Consider the following 25,868-nt stretch of genomic DNA (forward strand, 5'->3'; position numbering starts at 1 on the left):
TATTGAATAAATCCAGTCAACAGAATGAAGAGATGATGTTCTGATTTTAAATCGGCTGAAAAGTTTATTAAGGAAAATGTATTTAGTACTTTATTTAACCAATTTTTTATGTTAATAATATGTGACAAATCGAAAGTATTAACGATAAATAGATCACTGGATATAATATCTATGAAAATCGTGCAAGAAGAAAACTTACAATCTGTTGAACATCAAATGGGTCAGCGTTATCGTCTGGATAAAATGTCCTGCCTGTTTTTTGTTCTGGGCATGATGATTTCTGCCTACCTGCTGCATCAATTTATTTTTTAATCCGTATTCCATATCCCATAAAAAAGCCCATCCTGATGATGGGCTTTTTCATACACGCTGGATTAGCCGTTGCGTTTGGCAAAGTCATCCATAAAGTTAACCAGTGCCTGAACACCTTCAAGTGGCACGGCATTATAAATGCTGGCACGCATACCACCAACTGAACGGTGACCGGCCAAGTTGAGCAGATGATTGGCTTCCGCTTCTTGCAGGAACTGTTTTTCCAGATCGGCATTGGCCAGCGTAAATGGTACGTTCATGATCGAACGGTTGGCTTCAACAATCGGGTTGGCGTAGAAATCGCTTGAATCGATATAGCCATAAAGTAGTTTGGCTTTTTCAAGGTTGGTCTGATGCATGGCATCAACCCCACCATTTTCCAGTAACCATTCAAAAACCAGACCTGATAAATACCATGCATAGGTCGATGGCGTATTCACCATTGAACCATTTTTCGCCTGATCTGAATATTTCAGGATGCTTGGAATTTCCGGCTTGGCCTGATCCAGTAAATCTTCACGAATAATCACCAGGGTTAAACCTGCCGGGCCAATATTTTTCTGTGCACCCGCATAAATTAAACCAAACTTGCTAACATCTAGCGGTGCAGACAGAATGCTAGATGAATAGTCACACACCAACGGCTTGTCGGTTTCAGGAATGCTGGCAAATTGCAGACCACCAATGGTTTCATTGTCGGCATAATGCACATAAGCTGCATCTGCAGATAAATCCCACTCGCTTTGCGCGCTAATCGCATGTTTACCATCAATCTGAATACCTGCGTTCACGACATGAATATCGCCATAACGCTGTGCTTCTTTTAATGCTTTTTCAGACCAGATACCGGTATGGATATAATCGGCCTTGTCATTTTTACCGAGCAGGTTTAATGGAATTGCTGAGAATTGCAAAGATGCGCCACCCTGCAAGAACAGTACTTTATAGTTCTCAGGAATATTCATGAGTTTGCGAAGGTCGGCTTCAGCCTTTTCCGCAACTGCAACATAGTCTGCACTACGGTGGCTCATTTCCATGATCGAAAGACCTTTGCCCTGCCAGTCAAGCATTTCAGCTTGAGCCTTTTCAAGTACGGCAGTAGGTAATGCAGCAGGACCAGCACAGAAGTTGTACGCGCGCATGATTTTTCCTTGTCAAGGTGAAACACAATAAAATAGGCATTTAACCACATCTTGCTCGGGCTTGCACAAAATTATTTCTATCCAAGAATGAAGATAGAGTCAAAAAACCAATCTAGATTCGAGGGATAATTTGAATATCTTTGATTTTTTTGTTCTAACTCGGTGATTTCATTTATGAGAAATTGTACAGCTAAAAATATTCAATCTCATCCAATGCTTAGAAGATGTTGAATCGGCCGCTAATATAAAATAATTGAAAATTGAATTTAAACTCGGCTCAAGTTTTAGAGAGACATAGAACTATCAGCTTGAAACTTGAGAAGTGAATCGCTTCGAATTACAACAATACTACAACTTAACCCATCCCTGCACTGCAAGCAATTGATTTATAATGCAGCTTAGACTGAATTAATGTGATTTTTACATCTCCACTTTATGAATATGAAGAAAAATAAACGATGTATCTGCTGGGGTCTGACTGTGCTTGCATCCATGATGTATGGCAGTTTTGCTTATGCACAAAGCATCAGCTTTCAGGATGCAGAACAACAATTGTTGCAACGTTCCTATAGTAGCCAGGCTTTTCAAAGTCTGGAGCAGGCTTCTAAACTTGAGGCCGAAGCTGTGAAAGGCATTGGTCTGCCTCGTGTTGACCTGAATGTTCGTGCCTATGCCTTTCACAGTGAAGTCGATATTCCATTAAAGCAGTTTAAAAATAATCTGGAAAATTCACTCTCCCAAGGCGTGAATGGCCGGCTTAATGAGTGGGAGGCCAGTAATGGTGTGGATTTACCCGCAGGTATTACCGATCCACTGCGTGAAGGACTTAATAATACTATTCATAGCGGAGTTGGCCTGATTCCGGATACGTCTAATGTCGTCCTTGAAGATCTGGTGATTCGTCCCACTGTTTCCGTGATGATGCCACTATATACCGGAGGCCTCACCCGTAGCGCCAAAGAAATTGCCAATATTCAGTCAGGACGTAGCGAACTTAGTAATCAGCAGCAACAGGACACGCAGCGTTTTGAGCTGATTCAGTCTTACTTCAATGTTCAACTACAAAAACAGCTACTGGATGCGGCTCTTTTTAATTCAAATGCCATGCAACAACATTATCGTAATGCCCTGAAGCTGGAACAGCAGGGTTTTATTAGTAAAGGTCAACGCATGCAGTTCGAAGTAGCACGCAATAATGCTGAACGCGCACAACAAAATGCCCAAGCCAATCTGAATGCTGCCCTATTTCAGCTAAATAACCTGTTGCTGGATAGCAATATCACCGAGCTAAGCACACCTTTGTTTGTGAATCGTGCTGAACCACAAAATGTGAATATTCTGCTCAGCAGTTTTAGCCAGAACTCTCCTCTGATCAAAAAAATGCAGATGGATACCGAGCTGGCCAAAGCCAATGTCAAAGCCCAGCAGGCCGCTAAAAAGCCAAATGTTTTTGCGTTTGGTGAATATAGTCTGGATCAACATCAAAACTGGATTGTAGGGGTTGCAGCACGTTATAACCTGTTCTCAGGCATTGATAAAAACAAAAATATTCAGGCTGCTGAGCTGAAACGCTATGCCGCTGAACTGATGACGGCGCGTACCCAGCAGGAGATTGAAAACCTGATTTATAAATCATTTAGTGAAGCGGTCAGCGCCCAGCAAAGTGATGCTCTACTTCAGCAGAATCTGAAAGCAGCTCAGGAAAATCTGCGTATTCAGGAGTTATCCTTTAAGGAAGATGTCGGGACAGCCACTCAGGTCATCGATGCCCAAAATATGCTCAGCAGTTTAAAGGCAGAAATGGCATTAAACGCTTATAAATATGTAATATCTCTCGCGACCTTATTACAGAGCCATGGCTCAATTGTTGAATTTCCAAACTATATGCAACATGCCAACACCCACTATATTCGTTAATGGAGCCAGACATGACAGATGAGCAAAAGCCAGAACATCCTGTTGATGAACCGGCTTCAGAAATCAATTACAGTGAATCAGAGCCTGAAAAAGTTCCTGCAAGCACAGAAAAAAAATCGCGCAAAAAATACCTGCTTTTAGCTTTAATTCCAGTGATTCTTGCTTTGATTGGGTTTGGCCTATGGAAAACTTATCAACCCAAAGAAATCGAGCTACAAGGCCGGGTTGAGGCAGAGACCGTTCAAGTGGCCACTAAAGTTCCAAGCCGGATTGAAAAGATTTATGTACAGGAAGGCGATAACGTCAAGAAAGGCCAGGCGCTGGTAAAATTGCATAGTCCTGAAATTGAGGCGAAAAAGCAGCAGGCTTTAGCCACTTTACAGTCTGCATTAGCACTTCAGTCCACCGCAGAACGTGGTTCTCAGGAAGAAAATATCGCTTCTCTGTATGCCAACTGGCAGTCACTAAAAGCACAGGAGCAACTCGCTAAAACTTCCTATCAACGTGGAGCTAACCTGTTTATGGAGGGTGTCATTTCCCGCCAGCGCCGAGATGAACTGTTTGCAGCTTCACAATCTGCATCCCAAATGACCGAAGCTGCTTATCAGCAATATGCCCGGGCTAAACGTGGCAGTACACCAGAACAGAAAAGTTCTGCAGATGCTCAGGTCGATATAGCCCGTGCAGCAGTCGCTGAAGCCAATGCACTAGAAGCAGAAACTGAATTATTGGCACCGATTGATGGTACCGTCTCCAAAACCTATGGCAATGCCACTGAGCTGGTGGCAACCGCAGTGCCAGTGGTCAGCCTGATCTCGGCAGAACGCTGGATTAGCCTGAATATTCGTGAAGACCAATATGCCGCTTTAGGTAAACAGCAACAGCTTGAAGGTTTTATTCCGGCACTGAATCAATCAGCCACTTTTAAAGTAAAAAATATTAGTGCTGAAGGTGAATTTGCCACCATTAAAACTACGCGCCAAACCGGTGGTTATGATGTCCGCAGTTTTAAAGTTCATCTTGTGCCAGTCACTGAAATGCCTGAGTTAAAAGTCGGCATGAGCGTGCTGTTTAAATTGAAAGAGCCAAAATAAATGGCTTCTGGATTCTGGGCGGGTATTCAGCGTGAAATACGCTATTTATGCAGAGAGAAATGGGATCTGGCTCTGGTCCTGCTCGCCCCTGCCTGTATTCTGATTTTACTTGGTAGCATGTTCGCTAAAGGAAAACCGGATCATCTACCAGTCGCCATTATTGATCAGGATCAAAGTAGCCTGAGCAGCAAGATTTATGATCATTTATCTTTGAATCATACCCTACAAGTGCATACCATTTCTGATCAAACGGTCGAAATCGAAAAGCTATTAAACGAAAATAAAATCTGGGGCTATATTCATATTCCTGCCGGAGCCGAGCAACGACTGGTCAAAGCTCAGGATGCTGAAATTAGTATTGCTTTTAATCAGAGTTATTTTAGTATCGGTAATACCATTTCTTCAGCCATGCTACTTAGCACCTTACAGGCTCTGGCTGAATTTACTGGTAAGCAGTATCTAGGTAACACGCTCCCCTATCTGGAAGCACCTACACCGAATATTAAAATTTCCCCACTGTATAATCCGCAGCTGAATTATGAATTTTATCTGGAACCTTACATGGTGCCGGCAATTTTGCACTTGCTGTTATGTTGCTGTGTGGCTTTTGCTGTGGGTCAGGAAATTAAACGACATACTGTTAGTCATTGGATTGCCCAACAAAACTTGTGGTCGGCACTGCTGTCTAAAAATCTGGTTTATGTAGCAATCTTTTGTTGCTGGACCTGGGCTTGGATGTTTTGGCTGGTCGAAATTCGCGGCTGGTTTATTGCCGGGTCATTATGGCCAATTCTTCTGGCGCAAATACTGTTCTATAGTGCCTATGCCTTTATCAGTAGTGCGGTGGTTCTGGCCACTCAAGACCTGACCAAATCTTTTGGTCTACTAGCAGTTTATGGTGGTTCATCGCTCAGTTTTGCTGGGGTGACTTTGCCCCTTAATAATGCCCCACTATTCACCCAGTTCTGGGCCAATATTATTCCCTATACACCCTATGCCAAATTACAGACGGAGCAATGGGTGATTGGCAGTCCGCTCTCTCTTTCACTGCAACCGATGTTCGTGCTCGTCATTTATGTCGTGCTTTATGCTGTGCTGGCCTATGTCTTTCTCAAAAAAACAGCCAAAGGAGTGTCACCATGAAATCACTCTGGAAAGCTTATTGCCAAACTTTTAAAGACATTATTAGCAATACCAGTATTTTTACCACGCTGATTTTATCGGTTCTGTTTTACAGTTTTTTTTATCCGACCGCATATAAGGCAGAACAGGCAGAAGCCTTGCCGATTATTATTGTCGATGAAGAGCAAAGTGCTTTAACCAATACTATTATCAGTCATGTCAGCCAAAGCCCGAATATAGAGATTAAGGCGGTGACTGGAAATTTTGCTGAAGCTAAATATTGGGTGAAAACTCAAAAAGCTGACGGGATTTTATTATTACCAGATAATCTTTCTCAATCTATCCGGCATGGTGAAAATGGCGGGATTGGACTGTACTTAAGTGCTGCTAACTTTTTAATTACCAAACAGATTGGTTTAGGCTTGGTCTCTTCAGTAGAAAATACCTTAAGTGAATATGCTGAACGCTTTAGCGAGATTTCACACTTCTCTCCTGCCCTATCCATTCACCAGATTCCACTATTTAATACGCTTTCTGGCTATGGCAGCTATGTGTTTCCGGCTGTTGCGCCATTGATTATTCATCAGACTATTTTTCTAGGCCTGAGTATGTTAATTGCGTTGTATCGGGAAAATAAACAGGTCATTAACCTAAGCACTTTAGGCGGGATCAGCTTAGCCATTCTGACTATTGGCTGTTTAGGCTGTTACTATCTATTCGGTTTTACTTTCTGGTATTTTGATTATCCCCGTGGCGGAAATTTTTGGGGCATGCTGCTTGCTGTACCTGTCTTTGTATTCTGCATGATCGGTATCACAGTGCTGTTCGCCAGTTTTCTGGACATGCCAGAACGAGCCGGTCATATCATTGTTTTTACTTCGATTCCGCTCTTTATGCTTTCAGGAGTCGCTTGGCCGCATGCTGCCATGCCAGTCTGGATCCAACTCATTGGGCAAGCCTTACCTTCGACCCAAATCGTGCAGATGTTTATTCAACTCAATCAGATGGGCGTGCCCACTTATATGATTTTAGGAAAGCTTGCTTATCTATTGGTGATCGGTACCATTTGTATAAGCTTAGGCTATTATCGGCTACGCCCACGTTCTTAACTCTGGATTTACTCAGTCTATTCACATCGAAAATTATTCGCCAAATACCTGAATATTAAAGTTGCGGATTTTAGTACTGCCATTCGGCTGGTCAAAACTCACATCATACTGAACCAGATTTTTTGGATAGGCAATTTCATAACTCACCTTGTATTCACTTGGTTTGCCGTTATTTTCCTCGAAGTTCTTCCTCATGATAGTTTTGGACTTATATTCACCTTGCGGAATTGAACGTGAAAAACGCTTCATGATTTTTTCGTTATTTTGAAATTCTGCCTGCAACTTCGGCTCAAGCTGAGCTAAAAATTCGTCATATTTTCCATCACGCAAATCTTCATAAGCCACCTGTGCTGCCTTTTCCTGTTCAGGGCTAGGATCAGGCATACTATCCATTGCATTATTACAGCCGCTGAGTGCAATAGCTGCGGACAAAAGCATCAATCTGGTTTTCATTATTTAATTTACCTCTCATTTAGTCGATGTGTAAAAAAGGACGCCGAAGCGTCCTTTTCATGAGAAGAGAAATTATTCTTCAGCCGGTTTTTCATCCTGCTCAGCAGATGCTGCATCGGTCTCTAGCGTATCTAAAGCTGTATTTTCATCAGCTAAATCTTCAGAAAATTCATCTTCTTCCACGGCTTCAATCGCTTCTACACCCACCAGCGTTTCGTTTTCACCTAAACGGATTAAACGTACACCTTGCGCATTACGACCGGTTTCCGCCACTTCCGAAGCACGGGTACGTACCAGCGTACCGCCATCCGAAATCAGCATCAATTCTTTCGAAGCATCAATGGCCACCGCACCGACCAGTTCACCGTTACGTTCAGAGGTCTTGATTGCAATTACACCCTTACCGCCACGTTTTTTGGTCGGGAAGTCATCGACCGGAGTACGTTTACCATAACCATTGGCGGATGCACACAGCACTTCACCGGTTTCTGGTACCACGACCAGCGATACAATCCGGCTCACAAAATTGCTGTCGGTTGCATCATCTTCGCTATCGGCTGTATCGTCTTCGGCTTCTTCCGCTTGCGCTGCCCCAATGGTGACACGCATACCACGCACACCCTTGGCTGAACGGCCCATGGCACGAACATCAGTTTCAGCAAAACGGATCGCCTTACCTTCATTCGAGAACAGCATGATTTGCTGTTCGCCATCGGTAATCGCCACGCCAATCAGGGTGTCTTCTTCGTTCAGTTCAATGGCACGTAAACCGTTAGAACGCACATTGCTGAACTGCTCCAGCTCGACACGTTTAACCGTACCAGACGCTGTTGCCATAAACACATAGAAGTTTTTGCGCAGATTTTCAGCCTGCTCGGCAAATTCTGCAACAATTTCATCATCCAGGTCTGTGGCTGACAGCTCTAGGCCCAGCTGCTTTAACTGAACACGCAAGGCATCCGACAGATCATCACCATCTGCCAGTTCTGCAAATGCGGCTTCAAGTTCGGCATAATGGCTAGCAATTACTTGATTTTGCTGTAATTGTACTGAGTTGGCTTTCACAAAACTACGGAAATCGGCCAGACGCTCTTTGAATTTCTTCGGTGCATCAATTACTGGCAGAATCGCGGTAATGGTTTCATTGGCATCTAATGGCAACAGGTTGACCATTGGACGGCCTTTCGAACCACGTGAAGCTTGTGGCACTTCAAATACTTTCAGGCGATAGACCTTACCGACATCGGTAAAGCACAGTACGGTCGCGTGGTTCGAGGTGACAATCAGATGCTGGATATAATCATCTTCTTTCATGCTTGTGGCAGACTTACCACGACCACCACGGCGCTGAGCCTGATAATCGGACAATGGCTGAGTCTTGGCATAACCGGATTGTGAAACGGTTAACACCACCTGCTCTTCAGGAATTAAATCTTCACGCGAGAAGTCGATGCGGGATTCAACAATTTCAGTGCGACGTGCATCGCCATATTGCTGCAATACCAGCGCCAGCTCTTCACGAATCACCGCCATCAATAAATTAAAGTCATTTAAAATAGCAGTGTATTCAGCGATTTGCGCCAGAATTTCAGAATATTCTGCATGTAACTTGTCTTGTTCCAGACCGGTTAAGCGGTGTAAACGCAGTTCCAGAATCGCACCGACCTGCGCTGGAGAAAGACGATAAACATCTCCATCCAAACCAAATGGACGGCTTAAATCTTCACCTTCAATTTCATCCGGGCGAATAGACACGGAACCGGCTTTTTCCAGCAATGCCACCACACCACCAGCGGCCCATTCGCCAGCCTGTAAACGCTCACGCGCTTCGGCCGGGTTGGCAGAAGTTTTAATGGTTTCGATGATGGCATCAATATTCGCCAAAGCAACGGTCAAACCTTCCAAGATATGACCGCGTTCACGTGCTTTGCGCAGTTCATACATGGTACGGCGAGTCACCACTTCCTGGCGGTGACGGATAAACGCAGCAATGATGTCTTTCAGGTTCATCAGTTTTGGCTGGCCGTTGTCGAGGCAGACCATATTGATACTGAACGAGTTTTCCAGCTGCGTATTCAGGAACAGGTTATTGACGATGACTTCGGCGTTCTCACCACGTTTCAAGTCAATCGTAATGCGCATACCGTCTTTATCGGACTCGTCACGTAACTCCGAGATTCCTTCCAGTTTTTTCTCTTTAACCAGTTCAGCAATACGCTCAATGGTTTTGGCTTTGTTAACCTGATACGGAATTTCAGTAAAGACAATGGTGGTACGACCAGATTTCTGGTCTTCTTCAAAATGATATTTACCACGGATATGCAAACGGCCTTTACCGGTACGGTAAGCATCAACAATGCCCGATTTACCGTAAATGATGCCGCCTGTCGGGAAGTCTGGACCACTGATATGTTCCATCAGGCCTTCAATACTGATATTCGGATTATCGGCATAGGCCAGGCAGGCATTAATCACTTCGGTAAGGTTATGCGGTGCCATGTTGGTCGCCATACCGACAGCAATACCGGCAGAACCATTCACCAGCAGGTTTGGAATACGGGTTGGCAGAACGTCAGGAATACGCTCCGAGCCATCGTAGTTATCGACCCAATCTACGGTATCTTTTTCCAGATCGGCCAGGAGTTCATGGGCCAGCTTGGTCATACGTACTTCGGTATAACGCATTGCGGCCGCACTATCGCCATCAATCGAACCAAAGTTACCCTGACCATCCACCAGTTGATAGCGCAGACTGAAGTCTTGCGCCATACGAACGATGGTTTCATAGACTGCGTAATCGCCGTGTGGATGGTATTTACCGATCACATCACCCACAACACGGGCAGACTTTTTGTAGGCTTTGTTGTAGTCATTGCCCAATTCGTGCATTGCATAAAGCACACGACGATGAACAGGTTTTAAACCATCTCGTACATCTGGCAATGCCCGTGACACAATCACGCTCATTGCATAATCGAGATATGAATGCTTGAGTTCATCCTCAATGGCAATCGGTCTAATTTCCGATACGCTCATGCATACTCCTTGTTATACAAGCAGATTTCTGCCCGCATTTTATATCGTAAATTTGGCAAAAAATTTAACTCAAAACTTGAGTTAAAAAACGAAAATTTAGCTGGGAATTATAGCATAAATAGTCCTATTTTTGTGTCATCCTGTTCATCTTAATCTCGTTAATTTTCTAATGTTTAAAGATGAGTTTTTGGTACATTTTTAAGCTATTTTTGCCAATCGGTCTTGCAGCTACTTTTCATCAGCATATCCAGCTGTGAAATCCATCGCGCCACATGGCATTTCTGCTCATTTGATCAATATTGCGCTATGCATAAAATATACGCTTTGCGACAAAATTGGCCTTGGATCAAGCAATCTTCTTTTTTGAAATAAAAGACATAAAAAAATCATGCCTCGGACAAGGCATGATTTATATTTGAGAGCATGATGTGAAACCGACTTAGTTCTTGGCCACCGCTTCGTGATCATCCAGCTCCAGATATACTGGCTCGACCACCACTGGCGGTTTATCCTGCTTCATAATATGCAGAGTCATCATGAATAAGCCCAGGATTAACGGGAATTCATACATTTCTTCCATAAAATCTTTATAAGCCACATCGTGCAGGAAAATAAAGCTGATGGCACGGCCATGTTCGATAGAATCTGCGGCAATTAGACCGACTACACTCAAAATTAAAACCCAGAGCGGCAAGGATACCGACTTAAATTTACGCACAATTTCGGCACGCAAATGACGAGAGAACAGCATAAACACCACAGGCGCAATCAGCACAATTGAAATCGCTCTGAAATACACTTTCGGCACTTCCGGAAAATAATCTCGCCCCCAGCTGATACTGCGGCCAAACAACAATAGCCACCAGCAAATTGCCCATAACCAGAACTGCTTTTGTCCATCCGCCAAATCAAAAGGACGGATATAAAAATAACTGAATATTGCACAGAACAATAATAAGAAAGCCTGAACATTTTCAACGCCACGCACGAGCTGACCATCTAAAAGTGGCAGATGCAAATCGACCAGGAATGGCAAACCTAGACACAGCAGAAATAAGATAAAGACTTGATTGGACAATCGGGTATCAAAACTCAATGGGAGACTCCGGCTGACGAAATCAGAGATTTCAAAAACCGGCATACTAGCATAATTTTTAGACTCTTCTGCTGTTTATTGAATTTAACAATACTAAAAATGTTAAATTTTGATGAATTCCGATAAAAAATTACAGAATAAAAAACGCCCCTGAACAAAACAGCAAAGTAAAAACTTTTACTGCTTGCGCAAGAGCATCTTTTTAACCGAAGTTCAGGAATTAGATTTTAGAAACCAATTCTGGAACTACAGTGTTCAAGTCACCTACTAACCAGTAGTCAGCTACTGCGTTAATTGGTGCTTCTTCATCTTTGTTGATCGCAACGATCACTTTAGAATCTTTCATACCGGCCAAGTGCTGGATCGCACCTGAGATACCCACAGCGATGTACAGATCAGGCGCAACAATTTTACCTGTTTGACCCACCTGCATATCGTTTGGAACGAAGCCCGCATCAACCGCTGCACGAGATGCACCTTGTGCTGCACCTAGCTTGTCTGCCAGTGGATCAAGTACTTTGTGATAGTTCTCACCTGAACCTACACCACGACCACCTGATACTACAATACGTGCAGCTGTTAATTCAGGACGTTCAGATTTCACGATTTCTTCGTTCACAAACTTAGAAATACCTGCATCGCCTGTAGATGCCGCAGCTTCAACCGCAGCTGAACCACCTTCCGCAGCAACCGCATCAAATGCTGTACCACGTACAGTACCGACAACAATTGCTTCTGAAGATTCAACAGTTGCAATCGCGTTACCGGCATAAATTGGACGCTTGAATGTATTTGGACTATCTACTGCAATAATGTCAGTAATCATGCTGACATCCAGCAATGCTGCAGCGCGAGGTAAAATGTTTTTACCTGTTGTTGTAGATGCTGCAAGGATATGGCTATAGCCTTTACCCAATTCAGCAACCAGTTTTGCGACATTTTCAGCCAGCTGATTTACATAGGCAGCATCATCAGCCAGTAATACTTTGCTCACGCCCGCAACTTTAGCTGCCTGATCAGCAACTGCTTGCGCGCCAGAACCAGCAACCAATACAGTGATATCACCACCGATTTTTTGAGCTGCAGCCACAACGTTTAACGTTGCACCATTTAGTGCTTTGTTGTCGTGCTCAGCGATAACTAAAATACTCATGATTTATATCCTTCTGTATTAGATCACTTTCGCTTCATTTTTTAATTTTTCAACAAGCTCATCTACAGACTTCACTTGTACGCCCGCTTTACGTTCAGCTGGTGACTCAACTTTTACAGTTTTCAGTTTAGTCCCGGCTGATACACCGTAATCTGCAGGAGACTTGGTATCCAGCGGTTTTTTACGCGCTTTCATAATGTTTGGAAGTGCCGCATAACGTGGCTCATTCAAACGCAAGTCAGTCGTGATGATTGCTGGCAGTGATAATTCAACAGTTTGTAAACCGCCATCGATTTCACGTGTCACTTGTACTTTATCGCCGTCTACTTTCACTTCAGAAGCGAATGTACCTTGACCTGCGCCCAGTAAAGCACCCAACATCTGACCCACCTGGTTTGAGTCATCATCGATTGCCTGTTTACCTAAAAGGATCAGTTGTGGCTGCTCTTGCTCAACAACACCTTTTAAAATTTTAGCCACTTCAAGTGCGCCAATTTCATCTGCAGTTTCAACTAAAATACCGCGGTCAGCACCAAGCGCCATAGCAGAACGGATTTGTTCCTGCGCTTCTTTAGGACCGATAGAAACAACAACGATTTCTGAAACTGTTCCTTTTTCTTTTAGACGAACCGCTTCTTCCACGGCGATTTCACAGAATGGGTTAATTGACATTTTAACGTTAGTAAGGTCAACCCCACTATTGTCCGGTTTAACGCGAACTTTAACGTTGGCATCAACCACACGTTTTACAGCAACAAGAGCCTTCATGTAATCCTCGGCTGTTTTAGTAAATGTAAAAGATGAGAAAAGTTAAGATAACTCTTCACTTAAATTTTTGTAGGTGTCTTATCTTGCAATGGGTTTGGCATTTCGGTCAAGTCACAATTGCCCAAGAAGCTGTAAAAATGCGTAAAAATAGCTGAACGTTGCGTTCATACTTTTTTCATCCAGCTTAACCCAGCTATATTTCAGCCAGATTAAGCTATATTTTAACCATTGATTTATATTATCTTTTTATCTTATGTATCACATCAGTTGTTCTGATTAACTAGCCAGCACAATAAAATGAATTATTATTCATTTTTTAACATAGCAGACCGAAACCTGGCTATTTTGATGTCATTTAGGATAGCAGTTTGTATCCCCTGCCAGACTTTGGTCTAAGATGACCATCGGTTCATTTCTGTTTTTGTAACAATTCTCTTTTTCACGCTCTCCATATAAAAAAGCATGTCGACCTAGGACATGCTTTTTCTAAATTTCACAGCTTAATTGACCATTAACCAGCTGGCCGCCAGCGCCAGTAAACCACCAGATGTACCATCAATCCACTTCTGTTTACGTTCATCCAGCTGGGTTTTCTGGGTGATTTTGGCAAAGATCAGACTTAACGCGCAGTACACAATAAAAATTAGCCCAATAAAAATGCAGGACAATAACAAGCCTTGAGTAACGGTATTTCCAGTTTTATCAATAAACTGCGGCAAAATCGCAAAGTAAATCAGCATGCCTTTCGGATTCAACAGTGCCGTAAAAAATCCTTTGCGCACCGGATGACTGCTGCTGCGACTTTCAATCGCCAGCTTTTTCTTGCTCAATACCGACTTGAATAAACCCACCGCCAAATACAGCAAATATGCGATACCTAACCAGCGAATCGCTTCAAATAATAGCGGAAAGGACACGATTATCGCGGCAATTCCCAACGCCACCAGAATCGAATGCACTAGATAACCACAACATACACCGACTGTGGCCATCATGCCTGCTTTTGCATCTTTACCCATCACTTGCGACAAAATGAATAACATATCCGGCCCCGGCGTAAAAATCAGCGGCAACACAGTCAATGCAAAAAGTACCCATACAGACATTTCCTTTTTCCCGTCGTACTTGAGAAAGTGAAAATTAGTATCTGCGAAACGCTATAAAATAGGATTTCAAATATTCTATAATCTAAATAATTTTTCAAATTATCTTCTAATTTATGAAGCAATATCCAAAGTCTGTTCGAATAAAGCTGGATCGCATCGACAAAAATATCATTCGAGCTTTACAGAACAATGGCCGCATTCAGAATAACGATTTGGCCCGTGAAATTGGCCTGTCGCCGTCCTCCTGCTTAAGACGGGTGAAAATTTTAGAAGAAGCCGGAGTAATCCAGAATTACACTACGGTGGTGGACCCGCATAAGATTGGGTTTCAACTGATTTTATTTTCCCGGATCTGGCTGGTCGGGCAGGATGCCGAAACTATTGACACCTTCATTGAGGCGATGAAAGAATTACCGCAGGTGATGGAGTGCTATATTATTTTGGGGGAATGCGATGCGATGCTAAAAGTGGTGGTGCCCGATTTAGAAAGTTATCGTAAATTTCAGTCCACCCATTTAACCCAAAAAAATGGCATCACCAGTGTCAAAACCGATTTGCCAAGTCAAATTATTAAACAGAGTTTTCAACTGCCGCTGGAAGATTTATAAGCCTAGCCGGCGATTTTGAAGATTGTTAAGTTGCAGCACGCAAGATAACCTTCTCTTGCTATGCTGCACGCAGTACTTATATTTAAGCCTGCTGACCATCCAAAAAGTCGCGGTGCACGTGGCTTAAATCAATCAGGTCATATTCAGCCAGATTAAACACTTTCCAGACCTGCATAAAATCTTCAGTTGCATCGACGGTTTGGGTCAATTGCTGGCTTTCCTGCCACTGACGATCGGAAATCCATAAATAGCCTTGACCTGTTTCCGTATGAACCGCCTGCACCTTACCTTGTGCGTTAATGCCTTGAATCACGGCCTGTTCAGGTAAAATGGCCTGCATAGCTGGCAGGTTAATTTCCACAAAGTGTTTCACCTGTCTTAAACCATAACCGGCAAAAATTTCTTTTTGCGCCGGACTCAGCTGTTCATATTTTTGTTGAATATCCGAAATCATATCTATGCCTTTACATTTTTCCCAAATCATCAATCAGGTTGGGTCCTTGGAATTTTTGTGCTCGTTCTGAATATTACTCGAGTCAAAAATTAACCCTCTTTATACGCCATCTCCACCTTTATTTTTATTCTACAATGGTGGCACATGCTCATGCCTGACACCTCTATTCTAGTCTTTCACCCGTGAATTGAAAGTCCTTTTCACTTGCCTCAATTCAGCCCTGCTCTTTGCGCTGCGCCCTTGGATGAGCCTGATCATAAACCTGCGCCAAATGATCAAAATCGACATGAGTATAAATTTGCGTGGTGGTCAAATTACTGTGCCCCAACATCTCCTGCACCGCACGCAAATCACGGCTATTAGATAACATGTGGCTGGCAAAACAATGTCGCAATAAGTGCGGATGCAAATCGACATTGACACCAGCACGCTGGGCCTGCAACTTGACCCGGTTTTCAATTTGCCGCGCACCGAGTGGCTGACCTTTTTCCGTAATAAACAGCTGCGCATCCGGGACAAAATCACCCTGCCACAGCGGATAAATCTGTAGCCAGCGCATCACACTGTCTTTGGCTTTAGAACCAAACGGTACCACCCGGGTTTTATTGCCCTTACCGGTAATCCGCAATAACTGCCGGTTAAAATCCAGATCTTTAATTCTTAAGCCCTGTACTTCCGCCAGGCGCAATCCACTGGAATACAGCAGCTCTAAAATCGCTTTATCACGGATCCAGAGCTGTTTTTGCCGCTCTGACTCCGGCTCTGGCTGATCTAAAATCTGCTGTACCGTTTCAATATCGACCATGCCCGGCAAAGGACGTGGCTGACGTTTTAACTGAAAATCATCAGCCGGATTAAACGCCAAATACCCCCCCTGTTCAGCCCATTTCATAAACTGGCGAATAGAAGACAACATGCGCTGCAAACTGCTGGAACTCAACTGCTGCGCTTCGACCTTATGCGCCAGAAACTCACGCAAGTCAGCGGTTTCCACATCGGCCAGCGGCATGTTTTTCTGCTGACAAAAATGAAGGAAATCACCAACATCACGTGCATAAGCATGCAAAGTATGTGCCGACTGATGCTGGATTTCGCGTTGTTTCAGCCACATCTCCAGTAACTGTTCAGCACTTAACTTCATCACACCATCCTATGTTCTGGTAAAAAATTGTCTTTTAAAAAGTAGCTTTGCAAAAATAGTCGTGTAAAAAACGGTTGATCTCCCCGGCGACACGTTCAGCCTGCGAGGATGCAAACCAGTGATCAGCATCGGGCATAATCACCAATCGGGCATTCGGCAACTGCCGGGCCAGAAACTCACCAACGGCAACCGGACTCAATTCATCCTGATCGGCCCAAAGCAATAACACCGGCAGATCAATACTGGCCAATTGTTCCGGATGATAATAGCTCTGATCTTCCACAAACCACTGCGGCAGCTTGGCCCATTGCAGGGGTTCAATCTCACGCCAGTCTTTGGCCTGAAACGGAGTTAAATCCAGTCCGCCCGAAGTAGCCATTAACACCAAGGCCCGAAGTCTATTCGGCTGCTGCAATGCAGCGGCTATGGCCAACACTCCGCCCATCGACTGGGCAATCAGAATGCTGTCCTCTTCAATCTGACTGATCACCCGCGTTTTCAGATCGGCCAGACTCTGAATGCTGGCATCGGCTTCTACCCCATCAAAACCGGGATAAGCAATCACGGTTTTCCGGGCCGATGCTGGCAACCGGGCCATTAACGGCTGCCAGAATTGCTGACTACCTGAGGCACCCGGCAGAAAAACAAGTTTATGCATCATCATGGCTCTGTAGGCAAAACTCAAATCATCCTAACATAAAAAAGCACCGTGAATAGAACGGTGCTTTTGTATAGGAAATGGTCAGATTAGCCCTGGAAATAACGTAAATCCAGACGGCCTTCATAGACATTGGTAGTTGAACCGGTCATCCAGACCACATCGCCTTCTTTCCATTCGATCTGTAACTTGCCACCCGCCAGTTCAATTTCAACTTTGCTGGCCAGTAAGCCACGGCGCATCCCGGAAACCGCTGCCGCACACGCGCCCGTACCGCAGGCCAGCGTTTCACCGACACCACGCTCAAACACACGTAAACGGGCATGCTGTTCATCCAGAATCTGCATAAAGCCGGCGTTCACGCGCTGCGGGAAACGCTCATGCGATTCAATTTGTGGACCTAAACGTGCGACATCAGCCGTCAAAATATCCTGCACAATGGTAACCGCATGCGGATTACCCATATTGACCACATCAATGCTCAGCTTCTCTTCATTGGCCAGCATCAGGTCATATAAGTTGTCCGGTTCATCGGCAATAAACGGAATTTCTTGCGGCAGGAATTTTGGCTGCCCCATATTTACCCGCACCCAGCCATTTTGACCCAGTTCCGGCTCAACAATTCCGGCTTTGGTTTGCACCTTGATTTTGGTTTTGCTGGTCAGCTGGCGCTCATGCACAAAACGGGCAAAACAGCGCACGCCATTGCCACACTGCTCGACTTCTGAACCATCGGCATTAAAAATACGGTATTTAAAATCGGCATTCGGAACATCAGGTGGCTCAACCACCAGCAACTGGTCAAACCCGACACCAAAGTGACGGTCGGCCAGACGCTGAATGGTCAGGCTATCGAAATATGCGCGCTGGCTGATTAAATCAACCACCATAAAGTCATTGCCCAGACCATGCATCTTGGTAAATTCTAAAAACATCCTGATTTACTCCTTAAGGCAATAAACGCTCACGTTCCCAGAGTGATTCAATGGTTTCACGTTCACGAATCAGATGCGCCTGATCACCATCGACCATCACTTCTGCAGCACGGCCACGGCTGTTGTAGTTGGAGCTCATCACAAAACCATAAGCGCCGGCACCCAGCACTGCCAGTACATCGTTTTCCTGAATGGCAAGATCACGCTCTTTACCAAGGAAATCACCTGTTTCACAGATGGCACCGACTACATCCCACTGTTGGGTTTCGACATCGGTACGTGGCGTCACCGGCTGAATGTCCATCCACGCTTCATATAAAGCAGGACGAATCAGGTCATTCATTGCCGCATCAATAATTGCGAAATTACGGTGATTGGTCGGTTTGAGTAAATCGACTTTGGTCAGCAGCACACCGGCATTGGCGGAAATACTACGGCCCGGTTCCATATACACTTTCAGGCCCAGTTTTTCTAAAGCCGGGCGCAGTGCATTGGCATATTCTTCAACCGATGGCGGAGTTTCATCTTTATAGGTCACGCCCAAGCCACCACCAATATCAATGTGTTTGAGTGTGATGCCCATCTGTTTCAGCTGCTCGATCATCAGCATGACCCGATCCAGCGCATCAACAAAAGGCTGGGTTTCGGTTAGCTGTGAACCGATATGGCAGTCAATCCCGACAATGTCCAGATTAGGTAATGACGCTGCATATTGATAGGTATCAAATACACTATCTGATGGAATACCGAATTTGTTTTCTTTTAAACCGGTTGAAATATAAGGATGGGTTTTGGCATCGACATCCGGATTCACACGTAAAGAAATTGGCGCTTTAACCTTCAGTTCAGCCGCCACTTTCTGAATCCGATCCAGCTCTGCATAGGATTCAACGTTAAAGCAGGCAATGCCCACTTCCAGTGCTTTTTTAATGTCAGCTTCGGTTTTGCCTAAACCTGAGAATACAATTTTCGAAGCATCGCCACCGGCTTTCAACACGCGCGCCAGCTCGCCGCCGGTCACGATATCAAAACCTGCACCGAGCTTGGCCAATACATTCAGCACCGCAATATTGGAGTTTGACTTGACCGCAAAACAGATTTGATGGTCGATAAAGCCAAAAGCACGATCCATATCTAAATAATGCTTTTCAAAAGTTGCTTTTGAATAAACATAAAGTGGTGTGCCAAATTGCTGCGCCAGCTGTTGTAAAGAACATTGTTCGGCGTGCAAAACCCCATTGATGCGGGTGAAACTCATGAATGTATCCTTTCTATGAACGTTAAGGTGTCGTCGTGGAATTCGAAGCTACAGGTGCAGCAAACTGTTGCTGTACCGGTGCAGGTGTCGGCTCTTCAGGATGTTGCTCTGAATCGACATTGGGATATAACAGATATTTGGCACGTTTGTCGTAATTTGGATCACTCGGCAACTGTAAAGCTCCCGATTGACCACAACCGACCAGTACAAAACTGGCTGTCAATAAACTGATGCAGCAAATGACAGAACGCATCTGACCACCTATTTAAAATTTTCCATGAAGTATAACGCGATCACTGCTGTGACCAAAGTGTTAAACGCTAGAGATTAGCTTGTGCCATAAAAAAACGCCAGTTGGACACTGACGTTTTTTGTTGTGCAATGGCTTATTTCTGTTTTGGCTTATAGAAACCGAAATAGCCAATCAGCAGAATCACAAACCAGATCGGACTGATCATTAAGGCTTGCAAGGTATCTGGCTCCAGAGACAGCACATAGATCATACTAATAAAGAAGATGATCACCATCCAGCAGGTGAACAGGCCACCCGGCAATTTAAAAGTCGACTGGGCATGCAGTTCCGGACGGGTTTTGTAATAGACAATATAGCTCCAGATAATAATCAGCCAGACGCAAATAAACAGAATGGTCGAAAGCGTGGTCGCCAACGTAAAGGCTTTCACGGTATCGGGTACAAAGTATTGTAACGCCGCACCCAACAGCAGACACACCGCCGAGAAATACAACGCATTGGCTGGTACTGCACGTTTATTTAAACGGCCAAAAGCTTTAGGACCCTGCTGCTCACGTGACAGACCAAACAGCATCCGGCTGGTCGAGAATACGCCACTGTTCATCGACGACATCACCGAAGACAGCACCACCAGATTCATGATAATCGCCGCGGCCGCAATACCCGCCTGACTGAACAAGTTGACAAACGGCGAGATATTCGGATCAATCTGGTTCCATGGCGTTACCGACATCACAATTAATAAGGCCAATACATAGAAAATGATGATACGTACCGGAATCGAGTTCACTGCTTTCGGCAGGTTTTTCTCCGGATCTTTGGTTTCAGCCGCTGTGGTACCGACCAGTTCTACCCCGACAAAGGCGAAAATCGCAATCTGGAAACCGGCCAGGAAGCCCATGGTACCTGTCGGGAACAAGCCGCCATGACTCCAGATATGCGTAAAGGATGCGACTGTACCGGCATCTGAGGTAAAGCCGGTAAAAATCATCCATAAACCGACTGCAATCAGCACAATAATGGCAATAATTTTAATCAGCGCAAACCAGAACTCCATTTCACCAAACAGCTTCACGGTCACCAGGTTCAAGCCCATAATGAAGACAATAGCTGCAATACTGATCATCACCCCTTCTTCAGGCGTAAACGGCATCCCGCCATTAAAGAATTGCAGGTAATAAATAATTGCCGACAGGTCTGCAATCCCGATGGTGATCCAGCACAGCCAGTAGGTCCAGCCAACAAAATAGCCGGCCCACGGGCCAATCAGGTCGGTGCTGAAATCAATAAAGGATTTATATTGCAGATTGGACAGCAACAGTTCGCCCAGCGCCCGCATCACGCAGAACACCATAAAACCAATAATCATATAAATAATCAGGATCGATGGCCCGGCCAGGCTGATGGTTTTGCCTGAGCCCATGAACAGTCCTGTTCCAATGGCGCCACCAATGGCAATCAGCTGTAAATGCCGGTTGGATAAGCTTCGCTGCAGATCGCCTTTTTCTTGTGACGAACTTGTATTTTGATACGACATTATTGAATTCAACTTCAGTGTTAACCACGACAAACTAACGTAAAAGAAATCAGAAAACAAAAAGAAATGCCGCTTCATCTATATTTTCTACGGAATAATTAAATTTAATTTATTTTTCTTATAACAAAAAGTTATCAATTTATCCAAAGGGAGGATTGACAAGGTTTATATCAATTTTCTTGTCAAAACATAAATTCTGTGTAACAAATAAAAATGCAGCACGCAACTATATCTCTTGCTCAGGATGAGCATGGCATATCAATTGCTTATATAGAAAACAAAATATCTATTTTGAGACATAAGAAGAAACAATGATGCAAGATTTACAAACACTCATGGAAACCCTTAGTGGCTGGGTCTGGGGCCCATATATGCTGGTGCTGATTGTCGGTACCGGGATATTCCTGACCTTCCGCCTGCTGTTCTGGCAATTCCGGATGCTGCCGTTGGCCTTTAAACAGGTTTTTGGCAAACACCCGGACAAACATTCCGGCGATATTTCCCAATTCGCCTCCCTCATGACCGCACTTTCTGCCACCATTGGTACCGGTAATATTGCCGGTGTGGCCACAGCCTGCGTACTCGGTGGTCCGGGCGCCGTATTCTGGATGTGGATGACCGCCCTGTTCGGGATGGCGACCAAATATGGCGAAGGTGTTTTGGCGGTCAAATACCGGGTAAAAAACGAGAAAGGTGAAATGTCCGGTGGTCCAATGTATTACATTGAACGTGGCCTGAAATGGAAATGGCTGGCGCTGATTTTCGCCTTTTTCGGTGCAGTGGCCTCCTTCGGGATTGGTAGCTCGGTGCAATCCAACACGGTAGCACTGGCCGTTGAAAATGGGTTTGGCCTGGAAACCTGGATTACCGGCATCATCATTACCGTATTTTCAGCCCTGGTAATTCTGGGCGGGATTAAATCCATCGCCAAAGCCTCTTCGGTTATTGTGCCGATTATGGCGGTTGGTTATATGGCCGGTGGTTTGGTCATCATCCTGAATAACCTTGAACTGGTGGTGCCAGCACTCAAAATGATTGTCACCTATGCCTTTACCGGTGAAGCTGCCGCAGGTGGTGCGATTGGTGCCGCGATCCGTTATGGTGTTGCGCGCGGGGTCTTCTCCAATGAAGCCGGTATGGGTTCTGCCCCAATTGCCGCCGCTGCCGCCAAAACCGACCATCCGGCACGTCAGGGTCTGGTTTCAATGACTGGTACCTTTATTGACACCATTATTGTCTGTTCAATTACCGGTATTGTGCTGGTCATGGGCTTTATTATGGCCGGTCAGTCTTTTGGTGATCAGAACGGTGCGGTACTGACCATTAGCGTATTCGACAAACTGCTGCCGGGAATCGGGGGCTGGGTGGTGACTTTCGGGGTCATCTTCTTTGCCTATTCGACTATTTTAGGCTGGAGCTATTATGGTGAAAAATGTGCGACCTATCTGCTCGGTGAGAAATTTGTCTTGCCGTATCGCCTGATTTACATTGCGTCGGTGTTTATTGGCTGTGTCGCAACTCTAGATCTGGTCTGGCTGTTTGCCGATACCTTTAATGGTTTAATGGCGGTACCGAACTTGATTGCCTTATTGCTGCTGTCGGGTGTGATTGCCAAAGAATCGAAAGATTTTATTGCACGACGCAAATCCGGCGAACTCTACTAAAGCGTTCAAATCAAACCCCAAGATCAACCACCTGCGGGTGGTTTTTCTTTGCCGCTGTATCAACAATTTGAAAATCGGCATTTCCTCTGTATGCTGTGGGGCAAGATTTAAAAAACACATTCCAGACGTTTATTTATGGCAAAAGCAAAAAGTGTCTATCGCTGTGAACAATGCGGCGCAGATCATCCCAAATGGGCCGGTCAATGTTCAGACTGTGGTGAATGGAACTGTTTAACCGAAGTCAGCATTACCCCTGCGGTGACCCATCGTGCCCAGCCACGTATGGGCGGCGGCTATGCCGGTCAGGCTTCAACTGTAACCACTTTAAACCAGATTTCAGTCTCTACCGAAACCCGCCTTGCCACCGGTATTGGCGAATTTGACCGGGTACTTGGTGGTGGTCTGGTCACCGGTTCAGTGGTACTGATTGGCGGTGATCCCGGAATTGGTAAATCGACCATTTTGCTGCAAACCGCGACCCATATGGCCGCCAGCAACAGCGCTGCCTTATATGTCACCGGTGAAGAATCCTTATCACAGGTGGCCTTACGCGCGCAGCGTCTGGATTTACCGACCGATCAGCTCAAAGTGATGGCTGAAACCTGTGTGGAACGGATTTGTGAGGTACTGGCCCAGCAACGTCCTGCGGTGGCGATTCTGGACTCCATCCAGACCTTATATACTGAAACCTTGCAGTCTGCACCGGGCGGCGTATCGCAAATCCGTGAATCGGCGGCGCTCCTGACCCGTTTTGCCAAAAATAGTGGCACAGCCTTGTTTATTGTCGGTCATGTGACCAAAGAAGGTGCATTGGCCGGGCCACGTGTGCTGGAACATATGGTGGACTGTGTGCTGTATTTTGAAGGTCAGTCCGATTCCCGCTACCGGATGATTCGTGCGGTCAAAAACCGTTTTGGCGCGGTCAATGAACTGGGCGTGTTTGGCATGACCGATAAAGGCTTGCGTGAAGTGGCCAATCCGTCAGCGATTTTCCTGAGCCGTTATGATGAAGCCATTCCCGGCTCAATTGTGATGATTAGCCGCGAAGGCACCCGTCCGCTGTTGGTGGAAGTACAGGCACTGGTCGATGATGCACATGGTCAGCCGCGCCGGGTCGCACTTGGCTTAGAACAAAACCGGCTGAATATGCTACTGGCGGTGATGCATCGCCATGGCGGCGTGCAGACGTCCGGTCAGGATGTCTATGTCAATATTGTCGGCGGGCTGAAAATTACCGAAACCGGCTCCGATCTGGCGGTGCTGCTGGCCTGTGCTTCGAGTATTCGCGGCAAAGCCCTGCCCCAGCAACTGGCGGTGTTTGGTGAAGTCGGTTTATCCGGTGAAATCCGTCCGGTGCCGAATGGTCAGGAACGTCTAAAAGAAGCGATTAAACATGGCTTTAAATATATTATTTTGCCACGTGCCAATGCACCGCAAAAAGCGATTCCAGGGGTGCAGGTGATTGCGGTGGCCCGTTTGCATGAAGCCCTGAGCGAGGCCATGAGTTTAAGTGAAGAACTGCACTAGAGCCTTTGCCCTATTTTTTGAGCTTTTCATGTGAAAAAAGCTGAATTCTGTATTGAAATTCGGGACAAATGCCTGCATAAATACAGGGCGATAAATTTCTTTTTTTAAATAGGAAAAATTGATGGAAGTTCGACAGCGTGGTTTGATGGCTGGTATTTTAACAGCTGCCCTCTTGGTTGCCCCTTTAGCAGCCGAAGCAAAACGTGCCGGTGGTGGTAAAAGCCATGGCATGAGCCGTTCAGCAACACCAACTCAATCTTACCAACAGCCTCGTCAAGCTACTCCTGCACAACAGCCCGCTCCAGCTACTGCGCCTGCGCAGCAAAAATCTGGTCCGGGTGTCGGTGGTATGGTCGCTGCGGGTGTTGCAGGTGCTGCGATTGGTGCAGTGGCTGCCAATGCCTTAGCAGATGATCAGCCAGCCAGCCAGGCACAGGCTCAACAGGAGGAAGAAGGTGGAATCCCAGGCTGGATCTGGATTCTCCTCGCTGCAGCAGTCGCCTTCTTCATTTTCCGCAAGATGGGCGCAAAAAAAAAATTAGCAGCCAATAACCCGTATGCGCCAAATAACGGTGCCAATAACGCACCGTTTGGTCAATCTGCTGCTGCACCACGTGCCGGTGGCGATAACACCAATATCTTTGGCCAGAACGTCGGTGGTTCAGCCCCAACCAACAATGCGCCATTTGGTGCAGCACCAGTGAATAACGCTGCCTTTGGTACCGCGTACACCAACAGTGGTAACCAGTTACCAGATGGTACGGAGCCAGCAGCCTTTCTGCGTGTTGCACGTCAGCGTTTTAACCATATTCAGTCTATGAATACGGCCAGCAATATTGCTGAAATTCAGCGTTATTTAACCCCTGATCTGTACCAGTCGATGTATCAGGACATCATGGCCAATCAGGATCAGGATGTGGCTGAGTTTTCTAACCTGAATGCGATGGTGGTCGATTCTGCTACTGAAAATGGTCAGTATGTGGTGAGTGTGCGCTTTACCGGTACGGTGAGTGAAGATTTAAACAGCTTGCCACAGCCATTCACTGAAATCTGGCATTTTGTTAAGCCAGCAGGCTCTAGCCAGGACTGGTTGGTTGCGGGTATCCAGCAAGAACACTAATTAAACCTAAGATCAAAAACGGCGGCTTCGGCCGCTGTTTTTGTTTTTGCACCGCCTGCGGAATGTTATTCATTTAGTTGCTTTATTTTGTCCCCAACCGATTATCTCGAGGGATGGAAAGACCTAGAGATGTGATACAGCGATCATCTCTATAAGACGGTATGTCTGCTCTGCGCCATTCAGTACGTTCCTACGTATTTTCGCTTGATCTTACAATATCGCTCTTCACTAACAGACTGCTGATAAAATTCACCCATTAAAAAAATCCCCTCGAGTGAGTAATGCCAGTCAGTTAAGCAAATATTAGAAAAATGTAGTAAAAATGAGTGTATGTAAATACGCTCATTTTTTTATGTCTTTATCTGAACATTTAGAATCCACTCTTGAACATGCTCTCCCATCACT

23 protein-coding genes are annotated in these 25,868 nt (G+C 45.3%); 9 read left to right on the top strand and 14 right to left on the bottom strand.

The features are described 5' to 3' along the window. Positions 1 to 171: 171 nt before the first annotated feature. A complete protein-coding gene (locus FTT68_RS11645) occupies positions 172 to 312 on the top strand; it encodes a hypothetical protein (RefSeq protein ID WP_005176552.1) in 141 nt (46 codons plus the stop codon). A gap of 62 nt (positions 313 to 374) precedes the next feature. Here FTT68_RS11645 and serC read toward each other — a convergent pair whose 3' ends face one another. Then, on the bottom strand, positions 375 to 1,454 hold the full coding sequence (gene serC / locus FTT68_RS11650; protein WP_180175370.1) for a 3-phosphoserine/phosphohydroxythreonine transaminase: 1,080 nt from the start codon (positions 1,452 to 1,454) through the stop codon (positions 375 to 377). Between the two features lie 435 nt (positions 1,455 to 1,889). Here serC and FTT68_RS11655 point away from each other — a divergent pair, with 435 nt between their 5' ends. From FTT68_RS11655 to FTT68_RS11670, 4 genes are read left to right on the top strand one after another with little or no spacing between them, the layout of a single operon-like run. Then, positions 1,890 to 3,371, top strand: coding sequence for a TolC family protein (locus tag FTT68_RS11655; protein ID WP_180175371.1), 1,482 nt, complete (start codon positions 1,890 to 1,892; stop codon positions 3,369 to 3,371). Positions 3,372 to 3,382: 11 nt separating this feature from the next. Next, positions 3,383 to 4,465 (top strand): HlyD family secretion protein, encoded by a 1,083-nt coding sequence (locus FTT68_RS11660; protein WP_180175372.1) that lies wholly within the window; start codon positions 3,383 to 3,385, stop codon positions 4,463 to 4,465. Next, entirely contained in the window at positions 4,466 to 5,608 is a 1,143-nt protein-coding gene (locus FTT68_RS11665; RefSeq protein ID WP_180056867.1) for an ABC transporter permease, read from the top strand. Beyond that, the gene (locus FTT68_RS11670) at positions 5,605 to 6,696 is read left to right on the top strand and encodes an ABC transporter permease (RefSeq protein ID WP_180056869.1); all 1,092 of its coding nucleotides are present in this window, start codon (positions 5,605 to 5,607) and stop codon (positions 6,694 to 6,696) included. Before FTT68_RS11665 ends, FTT68_RS11670 begins: the two co-directional genes overlap by 4 nt. A 33-nt stretch (positions 6,697 to 6,729) precedes the next feature. Here FTT68_RS11670 and FTT68_RS11675 read toward each other — a convergent pair whose 3' ends face one another. From FTT68_RS11675 to FTT68_RS11700, 6 genes are all read right to left on the bottom strand, one after another. Continuing rightward, entirely contained in the window at positions 6,730 to 7,149 is a 420-nt protein-coding gene (locus FTT68_RS11675) for a DUF3887 domain-containing protein (protein ID WP_168382334.1), read from the bottom strand. A gap of 72 nt (positions 7,150 to 7,221) precedes the next feature. Further along, positions 7,222 to 10,185, bottom strand: coding sequence for a DNA gyrase subunit A (gene gyrA, locus FTT68_RS11680; protein ID WP_180175373.1), 2,964 nt, complete (start codon positions 10,183 to 10,185; stop codon positions 7,222 to 7,224). A 439-nt stretch (positions 10,186 to 10,624) separates the two neighbouring features. Then, a complete protein-coding gene (locus tag FTT68_RS11685; protein ID WP_168398158.1) occupies positions 10,625 to 11,326 on the bottom strand; it encodes a hypothetical protein in 702 nt (233 codons plus the stop codon). A 175-nt stretch (positions 11,327 to 11,501) separates the two neighbouring features. Continuing rightward, entirely contained in the window at positions 11,502 to 12,434 is a 933-nt protein-coding gene (locus tag FTT68_RS11690; RefSeq protein ID WP_180175374.1) for an FAD-binding protein, read from the bottom strand. 18 nt (positions 12,435 to 12,452) lie between these two features. Then, entirely contained in the window at positions 12,453 to 13,202 is a 750-nt protein-coding gene (locus tag FTT68_RS11695) for an electron transfer flavoprotein subunit beta/FixA family protein (protein ID WP_005176529.1), read from the bottom strand. A gap of 500 nt (positions 13,203 to 13,702) precedes the next feature. Then, entirely contained in the window at positions 13,703 to 14,308 is a 606-nt protein-coding gene (locus FTT68_RS11700) for a LysE family translocator (protein WP_168381689.1), read from the bottom strand. A 113-nt stretch (positions 14,309 to 14,421) separates the two neighbouring features. Here FTT68_RS11700 and FTT68_RS11705 point away from each other — a divergent pair, with 113 nt between their 5' ends. Next, positions 14,422 to 14,916: an Lrp/AsnC family transcriptional regulator gene (locus FTT68_RS11705; RefSeq protein ID WP_168389689.1), complete on the top strand. Its 495-nt coding sequence runs from the start codon at positions 14,422 to 14,424 to the stop codon at positions 14,914 to 14,916. 82 nt (positions 14,917 to 14,998) lie between these two features. On the opposite strand, the gene FTT68_RS11710 is transcribed toward FTT68_RS11705, so the two are convergent. From FTT68_RS11710 to FTT68_RS11740, 7 genes are all read right to left on the bottom strand, one after another. Then, positions 14,999 to 15,370: a hypothetical protein gene (locus FTT68_RS11710; RefSeq protein WP_034597425.1), complete on the bottom strand. Its 372-nt coding sequence runs from the start codon at positions 15,368 to 15,370 to the stop codon at positions 14,999 to 15,001. A gap of 214 nt (positions 15,371 to 15,584) precedes the next feature. Beyond that, positions 15,585 to 16,511 carry a site-specific tyrosine recombinase/integron integrase gene (gene xerA / locus FTT68_RS11715; protein WP_168384002.1) on the bottom strand — a complete coding sequence of 309 codons (927 nt, stop codon included), beginning with the start codon at positions 16,509 to 16,511 and terminating at the stop codon, positions 15,585 to 15,587. A gap of 34 nt (positions 16,512 to 16,545) precedes the next feature. Beyond that, complete coding sequence (locus FTT68_RS11720; RefSeq protein ID WP_168398972.1) at positions 16,546 to 17,169, bottom strand: alpha/beta fold hydrolase; 624 nt, start codon at positions 17,167 to 17,169, stop codon at positions 16,546 to 16,548. An 89-nt stretch (positions 17,170 to 17,258) separates the two neighbouring features. Beyond that, complete coding sequence (gene dapF, locus FTT68_RS11725) at positions 17,259 to 18,104, bottom strand: diaminopimelate epimerase (protein WP_180175375.1); 846 nt, start codon at positions 18,102 to 18,104, stop codon at positions 17,259 to 17,261. A gap of 13 nt (positions 18,105 to 18,117) precedes the next feature. Beyond that, positions 18,118 to 19,362 carry a diaminopimelate decarboxylase gene (lysA, locus tag FTT68_RS11730; RefSeq protein WP_016659989.1) on the bottom strand — a complete coding sequence of 415 codons (1,245 nt, stop codon included), beginning with the start codon at positions 19,360 to 19,362 and terminating at the stop codon, positions 18,118 to 18,120. 22 nt (positions 19,363 to 19,384) lie between these two features. Continuing rightward, positions 19,385 to 19,615 (bottom strand): lipoprotein, encoded by a 231-nt coding sequence (locus FTT68_RS11735; RefSeq protein WP_016659988.1) that lies wholly within the window; start codon positions 19,613 to 19,615, stop codon positions 19,385 to 19,387. Positions 19,616 to 19,748: 133 nt separating this feature from the next. Then, positions 19,749 to 21,152 carry an amino acid permease gene (locus FTT68_RS11740; protein ID WP_180083996.1) on the bottom strand — a complete coding sequence of 468 codons (1,404 nt, stop codon included), beginning with the start codon at positions 21,150 to 21,152 and terminating at the stop codon, positions 19,749 to 19,751. Positions 21,153 to 21,466: 314 nt separating this feature from the next. On the opposite strand from FTT68_RS11740, the gene FTT68_RS11745 reads away from it, so the two are divergent. From FTT68_RS11745 to FTT68_RS11755, 3 genes are all read left to right on the top strand, one after another. Further along, positions 21,467 to 22,816 (top strand): sodium:alanine symporter family protein, encoded by a 1,350-nt coding sequence (locus FTT68_RS11745; protein WP_034597619.1) that lies wholly within the window; start codon positions 21,467 to 21,469, stop codon positions 22,814 to 22,816. Positions 22,817 to 22,951: 135 nt separating this feature from the next. After that, positions 22,952 to 24,343, top strand: coding sequence for a DNA repair protein RadA (gene radA, locus FTT68_RS11750; protein ID WP_005176507.1), 1,392 nt, complete (start codon positions 22,952 to 22,954; stop codon positions 24,341 to 24,343). Positions 24,344 to 24,464: 121 nt separating this feature from the next. Next, positions 24,465 to 25,463 carry a Tim44 domain-containing protein gene (locus tag FTT68_RS11755; protein ID WP_005176505.1) on the top strand — a complete coding sequence of 333 codons (999 nt, stop codon included), beginning with the start codon at positions 24,465 to 24,467 and terminating at the stop codon, positions 25,461 to 25,463. Positions 25,464 to 25,868 lie beyond the last annotated feature (405 nt).

It is taken from the genome of Acinetobacter sp. Q85-2, from assembly GCF_013420555.1.
In the GTDB taxonomy this organism is placed as follows: Bacteria; Pseudomonadota; Gammaproteobacteria; order Pseudomonadales; family Moraxellaceae; genus Acinetobacter; species Acinetobacter indicus.